This is a genomic window from Acidipropionibacterium thoenii DSM 20276, from assembly GCF_000423445.1.
Taxonomy (GTDB): Bacteria; Actinomycetota; Actinomycetes; order Propionibacteriales; family Propionibacteriaceae; genus Acidipropionibacterium; species Acidipropionibacterium thoenii.
In genome coordinates, this window is the sequence record NZ_AUHZ01000008.1 from 102,789 (window position 1) to 121,726 (window position 18,938).

Consider the following 18,938-nt stretch of genomic DNA (forward strand, 5'->3'; position numbering starts at 1 on the left):
GGGCCGAGCTGCACCTCCACCTGGCCGGTCCTGCGGATTCGGGGTCGGCAAGGGACCCGCTGGTAGGGTCTGGGTCTGACCCCCACCACTTGGCATAGGCAGTAAATGAAAAACGCGAAGGGCATCTTCCGCGGTCCACTGATGTGGATCTCGCTGGCGATCGTCGCCATCATCATGGTGCTTAACCTCACCAGCTCGATGACCGGCGCCAAGCAGGTCCCCACCTCCCAGGCGATCAGCATCATCAATGGCACCCAGAAGCTGAAAGAGGTCGACCTCACCGACGGTGACCAGACCATTCAGATCACCGCGGCCAATGGGGACCAGTTCAAGTCGACCTGGATCGGCGACCAGAGTCAGCAGATCATCAGCCAGCTCAACAAGCGGGTGGCCGCCGGCACCCTGGAGAGCTGGAACGGCAAGAACCCAGGGGTGAGCGTCTGGAAGTCGCTGCTGGTGAACTTCCTGCCCTTCCTGGTCCTCGGCGTGCTGTTCTTCTGGTTCCTCAGCTCGGCCCAGGGCATGGGTGGGCGCGGCGGAGTGATGAACTTCGGCAAGTCCAAGGCCAATGTCGGCACCAAGGACTCCCCGAAGACGACGTTCAAGGATGTCGCAGGGGTCCAGGAGGCCATCGACGAGCTCCAGGAGATCCGCGAGTTCCTTGCCGAGCCCGCGAAGTTCCAGCGGGTCGGCGCCAAGATCCCCAAGGGTGTCCTGCTCTACGGCCCTCCCGGCACCGGTAAGACCTTGCTGGCCCGGGCGGTGGCCGGTGAGGCCGGCGTCCCGTTCTTCTCCATCTCCGGTTCGGACTTCGTGGAGATGTTCGTCGGCGTCGGTGCCTCCAGGGTCCGCGACCTGTTCGAGCAGGCCAAGGAGGCCGCCCCAGCGATCATCTTCATCGACGAGATCGACGCCGTCGGACGCCACCGCGGCGCCGGGATGGGCGGCGGACATGACGAGCGGGAGCAGACCCTCAACCAGCTGCTGGTCGAGATGGACGGCTTCGACGTGCACGGCGGGGTCATCCTGATCGCCGCCACCAACCGGCCCGACGTGCTGGACCCCGCCCTGCTGCGGCCGGGCCGTTTCGACCGCCAGATCGCGGTGGAGGCCCCCGACCTGGAGGGCCGCGCCAGGATCCTCCAGGTGCACTCCGAGGGCAAGCCGATGGCCGACAACGTCGACCTGGAGAGCATCGCCCGGCGCACCCCGGGCATGACCGGCGCCGACCTGGCCAATGTGCTCAACGAGGCCGCGCTGCTCACCGCCCGGAACAACCTGCCGGTGATCGGCAATGCCGAGCTCGACGAGGCCATCGACCGGGTGATCGCCGGACCGCAGAAGAAGTCGCGGATCATGGACGAGCACGACCGGCTCGTCACGGCCTACCACGAGGGAGGCCACGCCCTGGTGGCCGCCGCGATGCCCGGTACCGACCCGGTCCAGAAGATCACGATCCTGCCGCGCGGTCGCGCGCTGGGCTACACGATGGTGATGCCCGACGCCGACAAGTACTCCCAGACCCGCGGTGAGCTGCTCGATCAGATGGCTTACATGCTGGGCGGTCGGGCCGCCGAGGAGCTGATCTTCCACGATCCCTCCACCGGCGCCTCCAATGACATCGAGAAGGCCACCCGGGTGGCCCGGGCGATGGTGACCCAGTACGGCCTCTCGGCCCGGGTGGGCACCGTCCAGCTGGGATCCGGCGACTCCGAGCCCTTCCTCGGGATGACCGCCGGCCAGCAGCGCGACTACTCCGAGTCCACCGCCTCGGTGGTCGACCAAGAGGTCCGGGAGCTGCTGGAGAACGCCCACCAGGAGGCTTTCGACTGCCTGATCGCCAACCGTGAGGTGCTCGACGAGCTGGTCCGCCAGCTGTTCGCCAAGGAGACCCTCAACAAGGCGCAGGTCGCCGACATCTTCGCCGACCTCAAGCACTGGCCGGACCGCGGTGCCTTCACCGGATCCGATTCCCGGGTGCCCTCCGCGGTGCCGCCGATCAGCCCGCCGCCGGTCGCTCCCGAGATCGAGTCGGGTTCCTCATCGGCAGCCGCCGCTCAGCCCGGTTCCCAGGATGGCCCCGATGACGACTCCGGTGGCGACGCCGATCAGCCCGCCCAGGGCTGGCAGCCGCCGGCCGACTGGGCACCCCCGGGTTGGGACCCTGACCGGGCACCGTCGGCCTCAGCCCCCTCCCAGGGAGACTCCGCCTCCGACTCCGCCGATCCCTCCAGGGATCGTGGGGACGGCGCCGGCGATGACCGCAACCCGTGGGCTCCTCGCTGATCGTGCCGACTGCTCCTAGGATCGAGTGGTGAGCATCGATTCAGAGCACGCCATCCTCAGCACGGCCCCGCAGGCCGACCAGCAGCAGAGCTTCGTCGACCGCCCCAGGGCGGCCGCTGCGGTGCGGGAGTTCCTGCTGGCCATCGGGGAGGACCCTGATCGTGAGGATCTGAGGGAGACCCCGATGCGGGTCGCCAAGGCTGCCGAGGAACTGTTCGCAGGGATGCACACCGACCCGGGCGAGGTGCTCTCCAAGACCTTCGACATGTCCCACGACGAGCTGGTGCTGGTCCGCGACATCGAGGTGCAGTCCTTCTGCGAGCACCATCTGCTGCCCTTCGTCGGCGTGGCCCATGTCGGCTACATCCCCGGCAAGGACGGCAGGGTCACCGGTCTGAGCAAGCTCGGGCGACTGGTGGACTGCTACGCCAAGCGGCCCCAGGTCCAGGAGCGACTCACCACCCAGGTGGCCGATGCCCTGGTGGAGCACATCGGTGCCCGTGGGGTGATCGTGGTCGTCGAGTGCGAGCACATGTGCATGACGATGCGCGGGGTCCGCAAACCCGGCTCACGCACCGTCACCTCGGCGGTGCGCGGCCTGCTGCGCGACCCGGCCACCCGGGCCGAGGCGATGGGGCTCATCACCCGGGGGTGATCCCTCCCCGGTGCTCGGCCGGGTCGGTCGCGCTCGATTCCACACAGGATGAGCCGGCGGCGCGAGGGTTGCACCGCTTGACATCAGGTGCGACAGTGCCTGCTCCGGTGAGACCGCCTATTTCTGGCGGGAAGAATGTCACAGGATTGTGCATGGATTGAGCGCTACCTCATTGTCTGAGCTGTGACCTCCTCCAGGTATCGCTGCGCTGTGGATCCTCCTCGCCGTCATGACCGCGGAGATCTGCATTCACGGCGTCGCCTGATTGGAAATCGCTGTTGTCGACGGACATATCGGTGACCTTCAGACCGCCGATTCCGGGGCGCCGGGATCCGGTCCGCAGACCGGTGCAGGTGCTGAGCGGGGTTTCCCCATCGGCCCCCGGGGTCGGCATGATGACCCCGTGACTCATGTCGATCCGAGGGCCAGCGAGCCGCACCCGTCACGGACACTGGTGATGGGTGTGGTCAACGTGACCCCGGACTCCTTCTCCGACGGCGGCATGTGGCTCGAGCCCGCCGACGCGGTGGCACATGCTCGTGGTCTGGTCGCCGAGGGTGCCGACATCATCGACATCGGCGGGGAGTCCACCCGTCCCGGCACGGCGCGCACCGCCGAGGCCCAGGAGCTTCAGCGGGTGCTGCCGACGGTGGAGGCACTGGCCGGTTGCGGGGTGGCGATCTCGGTCGACACCATGCGGGCGCCGGTCGCACGGGCGGCGATCGACGCCGGGGCGACGATCATCAACGACGTCTCCGGTGGGCTGGCGGATCCGGCCATCCTCGCGGTGGTCGCCGAGACCGGCGTCGACTATGTCGCGATGCACTGGCGAGGGCACTCGGCCGCGATGCAGTCCGCCCAGTTGAGGCACTACGAGAACCTGGTGAGCGATGTGATCGGCGAGCTGGGCGATCGGGTGGCAGCGGCCGAGCGGGCCGGGGTGCAGCGCGGCCGGATCATCGTCGATCCGGGGATCGGGTTCTCCAAGAGTGGGGATCAGAACTGGCAGTTGTTGCAGGCCATCGACACCGTCCAGGATGCCTTCGCGGATCTCAGGATGCTGTGGGGGGTGTCTCGCAAGGGATTCCTCGGCGGGCTGCTGGCCGGCACCGGTCAGGCCGGGCCCGGGCCGGCCGCGACGGGGCCGCGTCCCCCTCTGGGCCGTGACGCCGCCACCCAGGCCCTGACCTGCTGGTGCGCCTCCCACCGTGCCTGGGGAGTGCGCACCCACGAGGTGCGTGGCAACCGCGACGCCTGCGAGGTCTTCGCCCGCCTCAACCTCGGACCGCTGCGCTGACCTCCGCCCTCGAAGGACAGGTACCCTCGGGACATGCAGACTCGCGACGATGTGGGGCACATCCGGCTGTGCGGGATCACCGCGATCGGATATCACGGCGTCCTGGAGTCCGAGAGGCGCAACGGTCAGCCCTTCATCGTCGACGTCGACCTGGCCCTGCCGCTGGAGACCCGCTCGGACCGGCTGGAGGACACCGTCAACTACGCTGTCATCGCCCAGCAGGTCGTCGAGGAGATCCAGGGCGAGCCGGTGGATCTCATCGAGACGCTGGCCGGTCGGATCGCCGACCGATGCCTGGCCGCCGCCGAGGTGGCCCTGGCCTCGGGAGAATCGGAGTCGGTCGAGGTCACCGTTCACAAGCCGCATGCCCCCGTCGGCGTCCCGGTCAGCGACGTCGCGATAGTCATCAGGAGGAACCGGATATGTCTTTGACGAGGGATACTCAGCCCGCAATTGATGTGGAGACGCTGGGTACCATGCGAGCACTGAGGACCGCGGTGTTCAGCCTGGGAGCCAATCTCGGCGACACCATCGACACCCTGCAGGGTGCCGTGGAACTCCTCTGCGAGACGCCGGGAGTGCAGCCGGTGGCGGTCTCGCCGGTCTATCTCACCACCCCGGTCGGCAAGCTCGACCAGCCCGACTTCCACAACCTGGTCCTGGTGGTCGAGTCGACCCTGACGGCGCGCACCCTGCTGGAACGCGGGTTGGCCATCGAGGACAGCTACGGGCGTGAGCGGCTGGAGGTCAATGGGCCGCGGGTGATCGACGTCGATCTCATCCAGGTCGGTCATCAGGTCGTCCATGAGCCGGATCTCCAGTTGCCGCACCCGCGCGCCTTCGAGAGAGCCTTCGTACTGGTGCCCTGGGCCGCCGTCGAGCCCGATGCCGAGCTCGAGGGCCATGGCCGGATCGCCGACCTCATCTCCGGGCTGGACACCTCAGGAGTGCGCCGGGTCGGCCAGGAGGTCACGCTGTCGTGACGCGATCCCTTCCGTCCAGAGAGGATCGATCCGGGGACGAGCAAGGCAGCCAGACCCCGCCCGAACCACAGGGCAATCTGCGCCCCACCGATCTACGGGCGGTGATCGTCGCCGCGCTGTGCGGCGCGGTGCTGGCCTGGTTTATCCTGAGCATCTTCGTCATCACCGACGCCATGGTGCCGGTGCTGACCTGGTCCCTGCCGATCATCCTGGGCATCGTGGCGGTGGGTGTCTGGGTGGACTCGCGGATCCTCCGGCGCAAGGTGCTCGACCACCACCGGGAGGTCTCACCGACCGAGGGCCTGGTGAGTCTGGCGCTGGGGAAGGCTCTGGTGCTGACCGGATTCGCGCTGGCCGGGGCATGCGTGGTCTACGTGCTCACCTTCATCCGGCAGCTGAGCATCCCCTATCCCCGCCAGCGGGTGATCACCGGTGCGGTCACCGCCGTGGTGTGCCTGGCGCTGGGCGTGGCCGGCTGGGCCCTGGAGAGGGCCTGCCGGGTTCCTCCCGACGACGGCCCCGATCCGAGGAACGGCGTCGATCGGAGCCCCGAGGGGGACCTCGGGCGCTCGGCTCACTGAGAAAACCCGAAGAATCGCCGGTTGTCCGCGGGCATGTCGGGACTTTTCGGAACGAGGGGAGTGAACTTTCTCCCCGCAACTTGTTAGGATCGACACCGTGAGTGGCGCACAGGGGAAACGAATCAGCAAGCCGTCCAATGACCGTCGCGGGGTTCTCGCGATGTTGATCGTGTGCACGGTGCTTGCCGTGGCGTGCGCCGTCATCCCCTCCATCTGGGTCGCCAGGGCCGGCGTTCTGGTCGCCCTGGTGATGGCGTGGGTGTCGGTGCTGATGGCCTGGCGCGAGGTGGAGAATCTGCGGATCTCCCATCTTGCCGAGATGAAGGCGATACGGCAGGCCTCGATGGCTGAGGAGCAGCGCCACCACAAGGAGTCGATGGAGATGATCGACACATTCGCCAATCGGGTCGGGGTGCTGGCGAAGACCATTTCCGATACCCGCGGCAAGCTCGATCGTGCCGAGAATGAGCTGTCCACCCTGCGTGGCGACAAGGCGGCGCTGCAGTACAAGGTTGCGGCCGGCAACAAGAAGGTCAATGCCCTGGAGTCGCGGGTGGCCGAGCTGGAGACCGAGCTGGCCGGTGTGCTGGCCGACGCCGAGGCCGGTCGCCTGGCCGACATTCCGGGACGGACGGTCGCCGACGCCGGGGTTCCGAATGCCGAGGACATCTGGGACTTCGGGAATGCCCCCACCGTGGTTGATCTTTCCCGCGTCACTTTCCCCGACGTCGATGCACTGGATCAGCGCAAGCACGCCTGAACCTCACACTCTGCAACAGGACTCCCCGGCCGGATGGCCGGGGAGTCCTTGTTTTGTGCTCGGCTGTGACTGCCCTTGGAACGAGTTGGGCCATGTTGCGATAGCGGTGCGATTTGCCGATGCCGGGGTGTCACAGCAGACTATCAGAATTGTCAACTGACCCTGTGGAGTGAGAAGATCACTGACTTGATCGCTCGGTGATTCTGATCGTTTGGGGCTGACTCCCGGATTCGTCGAGATATCCGTGGAATCGGCTTGAAATCTACGCTGCTCAATCAATAATATTGAGGGAGATCGGTCGGGTGTCGAACTGAACTCGATCGTGGTCATCAAACTTGGAAGAGGGAACATCATGGCACAGCGGGTTCGTGTTGACCTGGTCGACGATGTGGACGGCGCCCCGGCCGACGAATCAGTGGCTTTCTCCGTTGACGGTGTGAGCTACGTTATTGATCTTTCGGCTGAGAACGCGCAGAAGCTGCGCGACAGCCTTGCGGTGTGGATTGCAGCCGCCCGCCGTACCGGTGGCCGTCGCAGCCGCGGGCATCGTCCTGCCGGCGGCCCGACCGCCAATGAGATTCGCGTCTGGGCTCAGGAGGAGGGTCTGGAGGTCTCGCAGCGGGGCCGGGTCTCCAATGAGATCCGTACCGCCTACGAGAAGGCACACGCCTGAGTCGGGATCTCCCCACAACAACTCGGGACGCCGGCATCTGCAGATGCCGGCGTCCCGCATGTGTCGGCGGAACGGCACCAGGGCAGGCCGTTGCGCGGCCGGCGAACTGCGGGATTCCGGTCGTGTCGGTGGGCGTTACTAGACTGTTCAAGACAGCGGGTGTCCCTTCGGGTTCACCCGGGTCCCGTCACAAGGAGAACTCATGTTCGAACGGTTCACAGACCGGGCCCGTCGCGTCGTCGTCCTGGCACAGGACGAGGCGAAGGCCCTGAACCACAATTACATCGGCACAGAGCACCTCCTGCTGGGCCTTATCAGTGAGGGTGAGGGAGTGGCCGCCAGGGCCCTGGAGTCCCTCGACATCTCGCTGGAGGCGGTTCGGGCCCAGGTGGAGGAGATCATCGGTCACGGCAATTCGACGCCGACCGGCCATATTCCTTTCACTCCCAGGGCCAAGAAGGTCCTGGAGCTGAGCCTTCGCGAGGCTCTCCAGATGAACCACTCCTACATCGGCACCGAGCACATCCTGCTCGGCCTGATCCGCGAGGGGGAGGGGGTCGCCGCCCAGGTGCTGATCCGGCTGGGTGCCGACCTCAACACGGTGCGCAACACCGTCCTGCAGCTGCTGCAGGGCTACCAGGGCAATGACAAGGAGGCGGCCACCGCAGGCGCCCCCGACGTGGGCCCGGCGGCCTCCGCAGCCACCGTGCTCGACCAGTTCGGTCGAAATCTCACCCAGGCCGCCGCCAATGGCGAGCTGGACCCGGTGATCGGCCGGGAGAAAGAGATCGAGCGGGTGATGACGGTGCTGAGCCGGCGCACCAAGAACAATCCGGTGCTGATCGGTGAGCCGGGCGTCGGCAAGTCGGCCTGTGTCGAGGGGCTGGCTCAGGCGATCGTGCGTGGCGACGTCCCCGAGACATTGCGTGACAAGCAGATCTACAGCCTCGATCTGGGTTCGATGGTGGCGGGGTCCCGTTACCGCGGCGATTTCGAGGAGAGGATGAAGAAGGTCCTCAAGGAGATCAAGACCCGCGGCGACATCATCTTGTTCATCGACGAGATCCACACCCTGGTGGGTGCCGGTGCCGCCGAGGGAGCGATCGACGCCGCCAGCATCCTCAAGCCGATGCTGGCCCGCGGCGAGCTGCAGACCGTCGGCGCCACCACTCTTGACGAGTACCGCAAGCACATCGAGAAGGACGCCGCCCTGGAGCGCCGGTTCCAGCCGATCCAGGTGGCCGAGCCCTCGATTCCGCTGACCATCGAGATCCTCAAGGGGCTGCGCGACAAGTACGAGGCCCACCACAAGATCACCATCACCGACGAGGCCATCTCGGCGGCGGCGAATCTGGCGGCCCGTTACGTCCAGGACCGCTTCCTGCCCGACAAGGCCATCGACCTGATCGATGAGGCCGGCGCCCGGATGAGAATCCGCCGGATGACCGCCCCGCCGGACCTGCGCGAGGTCGACGACAAGATCGCCCAGGTGCGCATCGAGAAGGAGGCGGCGATCGACGCCCAGGACTTCGAGCGTGCCGCCGGGCTGCGAGACGATGAGAAGAAGCTCATCGTCGAGCGTGATCGCAAGGAGACCGAGTGGAAGAACGGTGACGACTCCGCCCCGGCCGTGGTCGGCGAGGAGGAGATCGCCGAGGTGCTCTCCAGCTCGACCGGCATCCCGGTGTTCAAGCTCACCGAGGAGGAGTCGACCCGACTGCTCCACATGGAGGACGAGATCGGCAAGCGTTATGTCGGCCAGGATGAGGCCGTCAAGGCGCTGTGCCGTTCGATCCGCCGCACCCGTGCCGGCCTGAAGGATCCGAAGCGCCCGATGGGCTCGTTCATTTTCGCTGGCCCCTCCGGCGTCGGCAAGACCGAGCTCACCAAGGCCCTCACCGAGTTCCTCTTCGACGACGAGGACGCGCTGATCACCCTGGACATGAGCGAGTACTCCGAGAAGCACACCGCCTCGCGGATGTTCGGTTCCCCGCCAGGATTCGTCGGTTACGAGGAGGGTGGGCAGCTCACCGAGAAGGTGCGCCGCAAGCCGTTCTCGGTGATCCTCTTCGACGAGATCGAGAAGGCCCATCCCGACATCTTCAACTCGCTGCTGCAGATCCTCGACGAGGGGCGTCTGACAGATGCCCAGGGCCGGGTGGTGGACTTCAAGAACACGGTCATCGTGCTCACCACCAACCTCGGTACCCGCGACATCTCCAAGGGCGTCAACCTCGGCTTCTCGAAGGCCGGCGACGAGGCGTCCAGCTACGAGAAGATGAAGGCGAAGGTGACCGAGGAGCTCAAGGGGCACTTCCGTCCCGAGTTCCTCAACCGGCTCGACGAGATCATCGTCTTCCATCAGCTCACCGAGGACGACATCCTGCGGATCGTCGACCTGATGATCGGACAGCTCGAGGAGCGCATGGGCGACAAGGACATGAGCATCGAGGTGACTCCGGCGGCCAGGGCGCTGCTCGCCAAGCGGGGCTTCGACCCGTTGATGGGCGCCCGGCCACTGCGCCGGACGATCCAGCGCGACGTCGAGGACCAGCTGGCCGAGAAGATCCTGTTCGGCGACGTCAAGCCGGGCCAGATCGTGCTCGTCGACGTGGCACCGGAGGGTTCCGAGGAGCCGTTCACCTTCACCGGTACGGCTCGCGAGGAGCTTCCCGACGAGGTGCCCGCCGAGTTGGTCGGGGACTCGGGGACCTCTCCCTCGAAGAATGATCAGCCTGGCAACGACTGATCCGAGCGGTCCACACCACCGAATACCCGAGCCGGGCCCCCACCAGATGGTGGGGGCCCGGCTCGTGTGTGGTCTGCGCTCACGCCCATGGGTGTGGTCGATAGAGTGCTGTCGTGGCCAGAAATGATTCCTGGAGTGCCTCTGAGAATGCCGTGACGGTGCGGGCATACCTCGACATGCTGGAGCAAGAGCTCACCGGTCAGCCCTTCGTCAAGAAGGAGATCAACCGTCGTCTGGTGGCCGAGATTGGCAGAGCCCACGGATCAGTGGAGAGAAAGTTCCAGAACATCTCGGCTGTGCTGCGCGACCAGAGATGTATCTACGTCGATGGCTACAAACCACTGAGCAACTACCAGCGAGCACTGGCCGAGGAAGTGGAAAAGCAGCTGGCAGGCAGACCGCAGCTGTTCTCAGAGATGGATGCGGTAGTAGATGCACCAGCAGCCGCGCGCTTCGATATCTCGTGGAACCTGTCTGATCCGCCCTTTGGCGTTGATATCCAGGTCGGCCGACATGGATCCCCGGAGGGGGGATTTCACACCGATTACGTTGCTCGCGAGGCCGCCAACAGGAAGCTGGGTCAGGCGGGCGAGATCGCGGTCCTCGACTTGGAGCGCAGCCGACTGCGCAGCGCCGGCAGAAGCGACCTGGCCGAGGAGGTGCGCCACGTCAGCAAAGACGAGGGAGACGGGCTCGGCTACGACATCCTTTCCTACGACGCGGCGGGGAGCCGACGACTCATCGAAGTGAAGACCACCCGCCGGTCGATCTACTGGCCGATGGTCGTGAGCCGTAATGAGATCGCTGTGAGTGAGCGGGAGTCCGGAGAGTATGTACTCTCACGAGTCTTCGGCTTCGCATCGAAGAAGGTTGGACTCTACGAACTCCACGGAGCGATCTCGCAGACCTGCGTCCTCGACCCGCTGAGCTACCTGGCCCTTCCCAAAGCAAGCGTCGCCTGAGCAGTGGCCCGACCAGAGGTACCGCGGCCGATGGGTTCCAGGTGCTTCGGTCTTGTCGGCGAGGGGCGGTAGGTTTGCAGGCATGAGTCTTGCGCCCCTGATGAGCTGCGTCGGCGGAGTCTGGAACGATGGCCGTGCCCGGGGACAGGTGACCTGCCGATGATGACATTGGACTGGGTCGCCAAGCCCTTCGGAGCCGGCGATATCGCCGGTGACGGCACCAAGAAGCTGCTGGGGACCAGCGTCGCCACGCCCAGCCTGCTGCTGCGCGAGACCGCCCAGAACTCCTGGGACGCCCGCGCAGACGGCGTCATCCCCGAGTACCAGATTCGTTTCCGCACACTGTCCCAGGACGCTCTGGAGGTGCTGCGCGACAGCGTCTTCGCCACCGCCAACCCCGCCTCCGAGCTGGCCTCGGCACTGGCCGGGGAGACCATCGAGGCCATCGAGATCCACGATCGCGGCACCTCTGGCCTGGGCGGTCCGACCAACAATGATGCCCACGTCGGCGAGGATGCCTCCACCAATTACCGCGACTTCGTCCTCACCGTCGGCGCCCCGCGAGGTCGCTCCCTGGGCGGCGGCACCTACGGATTTGGCAAGTCGGCGGCCTTCCGTGCCTCCTCCTGCGGAACTCTGGTGATCTGGACTCGGATCCAGACCTCTCCAGGGCAGTTCGAGGAACGATTCATCGCCGCCGCGGTGACTCCCAGCTTCCAGATGGACGAGAAGCGTTACACCGGCCAGCAGTGGTGGGGGCTGCGCTCCGACGAGGGCCAACCGTCGGCAGTCCAGCCGGTCCTGGGCGAGGACGCCCATGCGCTGGGTTCGGCTGTCTTCGAACGCGGCTTCGACGACGACCAGACCGGCACCTCCCTGCTGCTGCTCGCCCCGGCCTTCGACGACGGCCGGCAGTCCTTCATCGATGAGGCCTGTACCGCGGTCCCGGTCAATCTGTGGGCGAAGCAGGTGTCCGGCCAGGCGAAGAACCGGACGATGCTCATCAGCGTCGTCGTCGACGGGGAACCGGTGCACATCCCCGACGCCGCCGACTCCAGGGTGCTGGCCGCCAAGCAGGCCTGTCTTGAAGCGGTGCGTGCCACCCAGGCCCCCGACGATGCCCCCGAACCTGCCGCCTCCCGGGCGGCTGCACTGGTCAGCGTCGAGGAGATCTGGTGCCGCAACCCCAAGAAACTGGTCGGCCACCTGGGTCTGACCCCCTGCGCGGTGCCCCCCGGCGACCCCTTCAAGAACGCCGAGAACCGCGTCACCTTGATGCGTAACTCCGCCGAACTGGTGGTCGAGGACCGCGAGTACCCGAACTACCGCAACCTGATCGGCGAGTGGGTCGGCGTCTTCAAACCGGTGCCCGAGATGGATGCCGACTTCTCGGCCGCCGAGCCTCCCACCCACGACTCCTGGAATCCCAGCGCCCTGGAATCGGCCCAGAAACGCCTGGTCAACACCGGTCTGCGCCGCATCGGCGAGGAGGTCCGCGGGTTCCTGGCTCCCGCCGATGACATCGAGGCCGAGCAGCCTGCCGAGGCCGCCAGCAGGCTCGCCTCGGCCCTCGGAGTGCTCGCACAGCCCCTTGCGGCGTCTCGCCCCTCCGGCAGGAGGCCCAGGGCCAAGAAGTCCAGCGATGTCCGCGCCCGCACCTCCAAGGTCGAGGTGCTCGACTACCAGCTGGTGCCGCCATCGCCGCACGGGGACCCGACCGCGGCGGTCACCCGGTTCACCCTGCACGCCCGCTCCGACGGAGAGTACGTGCAGGTCACCCCGAAGCTCGACATCGGGATCGACGGGAGAGCCAGCCTGGGCGACTCCGACGAGATCTACATCTTCGCCTGGCAGACCTCCGAAGGCACCAAGTACGACTACGACGGCATCCGGGTGCGCTCCGGTGAGACCTTCACCGCCGACGTCTCCTACCCTGCCGGAGTCGCCATCGACTGCTCCTTCCTGGGAGAGGATGCCTGATGAGAGTCCTGCCATTTCGGGTGGTGACGCCCTCCGCCGTGAGCTGTTCGGTGCCCTCCCTGCTGCTGGACGGGCGGGCCACCGGCCCCGATGAGCGGCCCGCCGACTGGACCTATATCTCCGACTTCGCGGTGCGCGGCTCGCTGACGATCGACCCATCGGAGGTCGCCGCCTCATCGGGGCTGGCTGCCGACGACGGGATGGCCCGGCTGCTGGCCGTGCTGCGCGTCGACTGCCCCGCCACCGGACGTCGTTTCCTGTGGGCAGAACCGGTCAGCGCCGACCATCCGAGTGCCGAGATCACCGTTGATGTTCCCGGCGGTTCGGCGGCCCAGGACCTGGAGGTGCGCTACGAGCTGGTCCTCGACGGACCCGACGGACCTGCCCCCCAGGGACGTGTTGCCTACCTGAAGGGCAGTCGCCTCTACACCGGCGACCAGACCTACCGGTTCCCCCTCGAGGGGGCCGACGCCGCCTTCCCCGTCGAAGCCGTCCGGTTCCGCGGCGGTGAGTTCCCCCGCGACGCCGCCTGGTTGGTCAAGTTCAGTGCCGAGGATCTCAACTCCCCGTTCCTGGGATCGGTGAGGTTGTTCATCAATCAGGATCATCCGGCGGCCGAGGCGCTGCTGGAGGCCGAGAACACCCTGGCCCAGCCGATCATCATTCGCGACATCCTCGCCCAGATGCTCGTCGAGGTGGCCCTGAGGTCTGGTGGGGAGGCCCTCGACGAGTTCGACGAGGGCAGCACAGGGGCCGCCCTGCAGGAGCTGTGCGCGACCTATCTCGACGCCACCCTGCGGGCAGCGGTGGACATGATGACCACCGAACCCGGACGGGTGATGGCCATGCTGCAGGCCGGAACCGGATTCCTCAAGGAGTTGAAGTGAGCGCCGTCGTCATCCCCCGGCTTCGAGCCGGCGAGGCCATCCAGCTGCTGGCCGACCATGCGCGACGGCTGGGCGAGGGCACCACCCCCGACTATCTGGTCGACACCAACCGGATCACCACCGACGACCCGGGCGCAGGCCCACTGCCCGACCCCCATCAGGTCAGTGCCTGGCGGGAGGCCATCGTGGCCCGGCTCACCGGCTTCGACCTCACCACCAAGGAGGGCCGCGACGGCTACGGCATGGAACTGGGCCGCGCCATCGCCGAGGTGATCGATCCGATCTGCGCCGACGCCTCGCACGACGGGGTGTGGTCCTACCTGTCGCTGCGCGTGCTTCCTGACGTGGTCTTCGCCCGCTGGCCAGGCGAGACGATCGTGGGCGAACTGAGACTTCCCGCCGACCGCTGGATCGGGCTCCAGGGAGGAAAACTGGACCGCAGCTACCTCAAGCAGTCCTGGCGGCGCTGGACGATCCTCGGCGATGTGATGGCCGACGCGGATCCGCTGTTCGGCGAGACCGAGTTCGGTGCGCTTCTGGACCGCTCCTCACTGGCGCGCGACCAGCGCCTGGTGCGCGACTCGGCCGCGGCGATCCTCGAGTACGGTGCCGACCAGCCCGGCGGACGGGCCGAGTTCGCCCGCAAGTTCATGAGCCTGATCGCCGCCCGGACCGGCTCGATGCTGCTGGATATCCTCACCGACCAGGAGCTGCACGACGTCGTCGAGGAGCAGGCCTCCAGCATCGTGCGCTCCCGCGCACGTCGAGGGGTCTGAGCGCTCCCGCGCACGTCGAGGGGTCTGAGCGCTCCCGCGCACGTCGAGGGGTCTGAGCGCTCAGACCCGCTCCCACGACTCGATGTCCCCGGGAACCACCCGGAACAGCGGATGGGGAGTGGGGCTGGACTGCGACCATCGCTCGGCGTCCTGAGGGCTGCGCCGCTGCAGCTTGGCGCCCAGGTGCTGCCACTCGTGCTCGAGCTGACCCTCGGTGACCGTGATGAGCGGCGGCATGCTGCCCCCGGTGGGCCGCAGGATCCGTGAGCTGTCGAACCGGTACCCCCTCGACTGCGCCTCCTGGGCGAGCTGCTCGAGGTAGCCGCCGATGGCGGCCAGTGGGTCCGGCTGGGCACGGAATCGTTCCAACTGGGGATGATTGCGATAGCCGCGGGTGCGGTTGGCCAGCACGGCCTGGGCCAGCAGGCTCTCCCGCCAGCACGCCACCAGGCCCATCCGGTCCAGATGACGAGGATGCAACGACCAGAGCCTCATTCGACCTCCTTGCCCCACCGTGACGGCCACCATATCGGGCGACCGATGTCGTAGCAGAGCGCCGGCAGCAGTACCGCCCGCACCACGAAGGTGTCGATGAGCACGCCGAAGGCCACGATGAAGGCGATCTGGACCAGGAACAGGATCGGAATCACCGACAGTGCCGCGAAGGTGGCGGCCAGTACCAGGCCCGCCGAGGTGATCACCCCGCCGGTGAGCTGGAGCCCGCGGATGATCCCCGGCCGCGTGCCGTGGATGCCGGACTCCTCGCGGACCCGGGTCATCAGGAAGATGTTGTAGTCGATCCCCAGCGCGATGAGGAAGACAAAGCCGAACAGCGGTACCGCCGGATCGGCCCCGGGAAAGCGGAAGATGGTGTCGAAGACCAGCGCCGAGACCCCCATCGTGGCGCCGAAGGACAGCACTGTCGTCGCCACCAGCACCAGCGGGGCGACCACCGCGCGCAACAACACCATGAGGATCACCAGGATTACCGCGAGGACCAGCGGGATGATGACGTTGCGGTCTCGCAGCGAGGTGTCGTTGGTGTCGATGGCGGTGGCCGTCACCCCGCCCACCAGGGTGCTGGCGCCGCTGTGGTCCAGATCGGTGCGCAGGTTGCGAACGGTCTGTTCGGCGGCGTCGGAGTCGGCCGCGTCGGTGAGGGTCGCCTGCAGGAGGACCTGCCCGTCCACCGTTCTCGGCTTGGTCCCGGCGGCTGTCGAGTCGCCGTACCCGCCGATCCCCGAGCGTGTCACAGGCGCCGAACCTGCCGCGGTGTCGGCCGACACGGCCACCCCCTGCACCCCCTTGTCGGCCAGCAGGATGTCGGCCACCTTCTGCAGGTCGGCGGTCTTGGCGATCACATAGGCGGGGCTGCCCGAGCCCCCGGGGAAGTGTTCGGCCAGGGCATGCTGGCCATCGCGGGCCTGCGAGGAGCCGAGCACCAGATCGGACTGCGGGACGCCCTGGGCGCGGAGCTGGGTGATGCCGAGGGTGCAGACCACCAGCAGCACTGCGCCGACCACCCAGATGGTGCGCGGTCGGCGGGCCACCCCACGGCTCGCCCAGGCCCACAGACCGGTGCGGGACAGCTCGTCGGAGAGCTGCGGGTCGAACCGTGGAGTTCTGGGCCAGAATGCCGCCCGGCCCATCAGCAGCAGCATCGCCGGAAGGAAGGTCAGGGCGGCCAGCATGGCGAAGACGATGCCGATCGAGGCCACCGGTCCGAGAGTGCTGTTGGACTTCAGCTCGCTCAGCATCAGACACAGCAGTCCGGCGATGACGGTGCCCCCGGAGGCCAGGATCGGCCCGATGGCCCCGCGCAGGGCCGCCACGGTGGCCGCCCTCCTGTCCTGGTCGGCGATCAGGGCCTCGCGGTAACGGGCCACGTAGAGCAAGGAGTAGTCGGTGGCGGCGCCGATCACCAGGATGAACAGGATCCCCTGGGTCTGGCCGTTGAGCAGCAGCGCCCCGGACCGGGCCAGGTGCCAGACCACCAGCAGGGCCACGGTGAGCGCGGAGATCCCGGTCAGCAGCACCACGACAGGCAGCAGGAGGGACCGGTAGACGATGAGAAGGATCACCAGCACGGCGGCCAGGGCGACGCCCAGCAGCAGCGAGTCGATCCCCGAGAAGGCCTCCCGGAGGTCGGCCGAGAAGCCCGCCGGGCCGGTGACGAAGATCTGGATCCCGGACGGTGCCGAGGCCTTCAGGGTGCTCCTGATCCGCTCGACGGCCTCGCCGATATCGGCGTCGGCGTTGATGGGCACGTACGCCTGGAGGGCTTTTCCGTCCTTCGACGGGATCGCCGGTGAGCCCTGACCGGCCACCCCCTGCACCGAGGACAGCCCCTGGACCGCCTTCTCAACGGTGGCGCGCTGACTCGATGTCAACGGGGAGCCACTGGTGAGGACGACGACGGCCGGGATGGCTGATGAGTCGCTGAACCGGCCGAGCATCTCCTGGACGCGGGTGGCGTCGGCCGACTGCGGCAGGTACGCGGTGGCGTCGTTGGAGGACACCTCGTCCACCCTGCCGAAGTAGGGGCCGCCGGCCCCCGCACCGGCCAGCCAGGCCACGATCAGCAGGGCGGGGATGAGCACTCCCCACCAGCCGGACAGTGCCCTCCTGAGGCGGGAGGCGGGCTGGTGACCGGCGGAGTCGTTGACGTCCATGGAGTCAGGATAGGCGGGGCCGCGCCGCCCGTCCGGTCGGCAATGGGCCGGCCCGGCGCTCCGGCATACACTGGCTCGGCCCGTAACCCCTGCGCTCGGAGGAGCCGCTGTGCCCGTTGACGCCGCCAGCCACGCGCCAAGCGATCTCGCCCGCGACCGCAAGGGCAACGAGATCTCCGAGAGGCAGGCGTGGTCGGCGCTGTGGGCCGTCATCATCGGGTTCTTCATGCTGATGGTCGACGTCACCATCGTCACCACCGCCCTGCCCGCAGTGATGCGAGGTCTGCACACCGGGCTGACCGGCGGGGTGTGGGTGACCAGCGCCTATCTGCTCACCTATGCGGTGCCGCTGCTGATCAGCGGGCGGTTGGGCGACCGGTTCGGGCCGCGCAACGTCTACCTGGTGGGGATGGCGGTGTTCACGGTGGCCTCGCTGGGCTGTGGACTGTCGGCCTCCATCGGCATGCTCATCGCATCGCGGGCCGTCCAGGGGGTCGGAGCGGCGCTGATGAACCCGCAGTCGATGACCGTCATCACCCGGCTCTTCCCGGCCCACAGCCGTGGTGCGGCGATGGGGATCTGGGGAGGCACCGCTGGGGTCGCCGGTTTCGTCGGACCGGTCCTCGGTGGCCTGCTGGTCGACGGTCTGGGATGGCAGTGGGTGTTCTTCGTCAATGTCCCGGTCGGCCTGTACGGGCTGTGGCGGGCCTGGAAGGTGGTCCCGGACCTGGAACGTCAGTCCAGGGCGCTGGACTGGGTCGGCGTCGTGGTCTCGGGGGTCGCGATGGCGCTGATCGTCTTCGGGATCCAGGAGGGCGAGACCTACCACTGGGGCAGCGTCTGGGGAGTCGTCTCGGTGCCGCTGATCCTGGCGGTCGGCGTCGCCCTGATGGTGGTCTTCGTGATCACCCAGCGGCCCGGTAGCCGGGCGCGACGCCGGCGAGCAGCCCCCGACCCGCTGCTGCCGCTGGCACTGTTCGACAACTGGAACTTCAGCCTGGCCAATATCGCAATCTTCTTCGTGGGGATGTCGGTCACCGCGATCAGCCTGCCCACCGCCATCTACCTCCAGTCGGCACGAGGCCTCTCCCCGACCAGGGCGGCGCTGATCCTGGTGCCGACCGCGGTGTGCTCGGCCGTCCTCTCGCCGGTGGTGGGCCGTCAGTTGCACCGCTTCAGGTCCGGCCGGATCGCGGCGATCGGTACCGGTCTGACCGCGGCGGGGACGTTGGGCTGGGCGCTGACGATGAACGACACCACCGGATTCTGGGTGTTCTGCGTGCTCTCGGCGGTGCTCGGCGTCGGCGCCGCCACCATGTGGTCGGCGATCTCGCTGACCTGCACCCACGACCTGGGACAGGCCGATGCCGGTGCCGGGTCGGGGGTCTACAACGCCACCCGGCAGCTCGGCTGTGTGCTCGGCTCGGCTCTCATCGCGATGATGATGGACGCCCGGATCGCCGCCCGCGGAGACCTGGCGCGAGGGCTGGCCCAGTCCCAGCTGCTGCCGGCCGCAGCCGCCCTGGCAGCCATGATCTGCGCCCTGTTGTTCCGCAACTACGCGGTGCCGGATCGCGCCGTGGCCGATCCCGACGAGTCGCAGCCCCGGTGATCGCCCGGGGATGATCGTTCCGCCGTCGGCGTCGACCAGGGGACCTGCCGATCGGCGCGGGACCC

16 protein-coding genes are annotated in these 18,938 nt (G+C 67.5%); 14 read left to right on the forward strand and 2 right to left on the reverse strand.

The features are described from left to right. Positions 1 to 105 precede the first annotated feature (105 nt). From ftsH to G554_RS0103620, 13 genes are all read left to right on the forward strand, one after another. The gene (ftsH, locus tag G554_RS14465) at positions 106 to 2,286 is read left to right on the forward strand and encodes an ATP-dependent zinc metalloprotease FtsH (protein WP_084648282.1); all 2,181 of its coding nucleotides are present in this window, start codon (positions 106 to 108) and stop codon (positions 2,284 to 2,286) included. Between the two features lie 52 nt (positions 2,287 to 2,338). Further along, entirely contained in the window at positions 2,339 to 2,941 is a 603-nt protein-coding gene (folE, locus tag G554_RS0103555) for a GTP cyclohydrolase I FolE (RefSeq protein ID WP_051232373.1), read from the forward strand. Positions 2,942 to 3,398: 457 nt separating this feature from the next. Beyond that, positions 3,399 to 4,238, forward strand: a complete 840-nt coding sequence (gene folP / locus G554_RS0103565) for a dihydropteroate synthase (protein ID WP_211220403.1) — start codon at positions 3,399 to 3,401, stop codon at positions 4,236 to 4,238. A 33-nt stretch (positions 4,239 to 4,271) separates the two neighbouring features. Then, the gene (folB, locus tag G554_RS0103570; protein ID WP_027586832.1) at positions 4,272 to 4,670 is read left to right on the forward strand and encodes a dihydroneopterin aldolase; all 399 of its coding nucleotides are present in this window, start codon (positions 4,272 to 4,274) and stop codon (positions 4,668 to 4,670) included. A 44-nt stretch (positions 4,671 to 4,714) separates the two neighbouring features. Further along, complete coding sequence (gene folK / locus G554_RS0103575; protein ID WP_036924391.1) at positions 4,715 to 5,221, forward strand: 2-amino-4-hydroxy-6-hydroxymethyldihydropteridine diphosphokinase; 507 nt, start codon at positions 4,715 to 4,717, stop codon at positions 5,219 to 5,221. Then, positions 5,218 to 5,802, forward strand: coding sequence for a DUF3180 domain-containing protein (locus G554_RS0103580; RefSeq protein WP_027586834.1), 585 nt, complete (start codon positions 5,218 to 5,220; stop codon positions 5,800 to 5,802). Before folK ends, G554_RS0103580 begins: the two co-directional genes overlap by 4 nt. A 160-nt stretch (positions 5,803 to 5,962) precedes the next feature. Then, positions 5,963 to 6,562 carry a coiled-coil domain-containing protein gene (locus tag G554_RS0103585; RefSeq protein ID WP_245569932.1) on the forward strand — a complete coding sequence of 200 codons (600 nt, stop codon included), beginning with the start codon at positions 5,963 to 5,965 and terminating at the stop codon, positions 6,560 to 6,562. A gap of 352 nt (positions 6,563 to 6,914) precedes the next feature. After that, the gene (locus G554_RS0103590; protein WP_027586836.1) at positions 6,915 to 7,235 is read left to right on the forward strand and encodes a histone-like nucleoid-structuring protein Lsr2; all 321 of its coding nucleotides are present in this window, start codon (positions 6,915 to 6,917) and stop codon (positions 7,233 to 7,235) included. Positions 7,236 to 7,437: 202 nt separating this feature from the next. Next, entirely contained in the window at positions 7,438 to 9,984 is a 2,547-nt protein-coding gene (locus G554_RS14470; RefSeq protein WP_036924395.1) for an ATP-dependent Clp protease ATP-binding subunit, read from the forward strand. A gap of 113 nt (positions 9,985 to 10,097) precedes the next feature. After that, positions 10,098 to 10,946, forward strand: coding sequence for a protein NO VEIN domain-containing protein (locus G554_RS0103605; protein WP_027586837.1), 849 nt, complete (start codon positions 10,098 to 10,100; stop codon positions 10,944 to 10,946). Between the two features lie 159 nt (positions 10,947 to 11,105). After that, positions 11,106 to 12,926, forward strand: a complete 1,821-nt coding sequence (locus tag G554_RS0103610) for a hypothetical protein (RefSeq protein WP_027586838.1) — start codon at positions 11,106 to 11,108, stop codon at positions 12,924 to 12,926. Beyond that, positions 12,926 to 13,813 carry a hypothetical protein gene (locus tag G554_RS0103615; RefSeq protein ID WP_027586839.1) on the forward strand — a complete coding sequence of 296 codons (888 nt, stop codon included), beginning with the start codon at positions 12,926 to 12,928 and terminating at the stop codon, positions 13,811 to 13,813. Before G554_RS0103610 ends, G554_RS0103615 begins: the two co-directional genes overlap by 1 nt. Beyond that, positions 13,810 to 14,589 (forward strand): DUF6339 family protein, encoded by a 780-nt coding sequence (locus G554_RS0103620; RefSeq protein ID WP_027586840.1) that lies wholly within the window; start codon positions 13,810 to 13,812, stop codon positions 14,587 to 14,589. The genes G554_RS0103615 and G554_RS0103620 overlap by 4 nt, the downstream gene beginning before the upstream one ends. Positions 14,590 to 14,649: 60 nt before the next feature. On the opposite strand, the gene G554_RS17545 is transcribed toward G554_RS0103620, so the two are convergent. Both G554_RS17545 and G554_RS14475 read right to left on the reverse strand, forming a co-directional pair. Continuing rightward, the gene (locus G554_RS17545; RefSeq protein WP_027586841.1) at positions 14,650 to 15,084 is read right to left on the reverse strand and encodes a pyrimidine dimer DNA glycosylase/endonuclease V; all 435 of its coding nucleotides are present in this window, start codon (positions 15,082 to 15,084) and stop codon (positions 14,650 to 14,652) included. Continuing rightward, positions 15,081 to 17,261: an MMPL family transporter gene (locus tag G554_RS14475; protein WP_154654159.1), complete on the reverse strand. Its 2,181-nt coding sequence runs from the start codon at positions 17,259 to 17,261 to the stop codon at positions 15,081 to 15,083. Before G554_RS14475 ends, G554_RS17545 begins: the two co-directional genes overlap by 4 nt. 109 nt (positions 17,262 to 17,370) lie before the next feature. Here G554_RS14475 and G554_RS14480 point away from each other — a divergent pair, with 109 nt between their 5' ends. Further along, entirely contained in the window at positions 17,371 to 18,873 is a 1,503-nt protein-coding gene (locus G554_RS14480) for a DHA2 family efflux MFS transporter permease subunit (protein WP_245569931.1), read from the forward strand. The last annotated feature ends 65 nt before the right edge of the window (positions 18,874 to 18,938 follow it).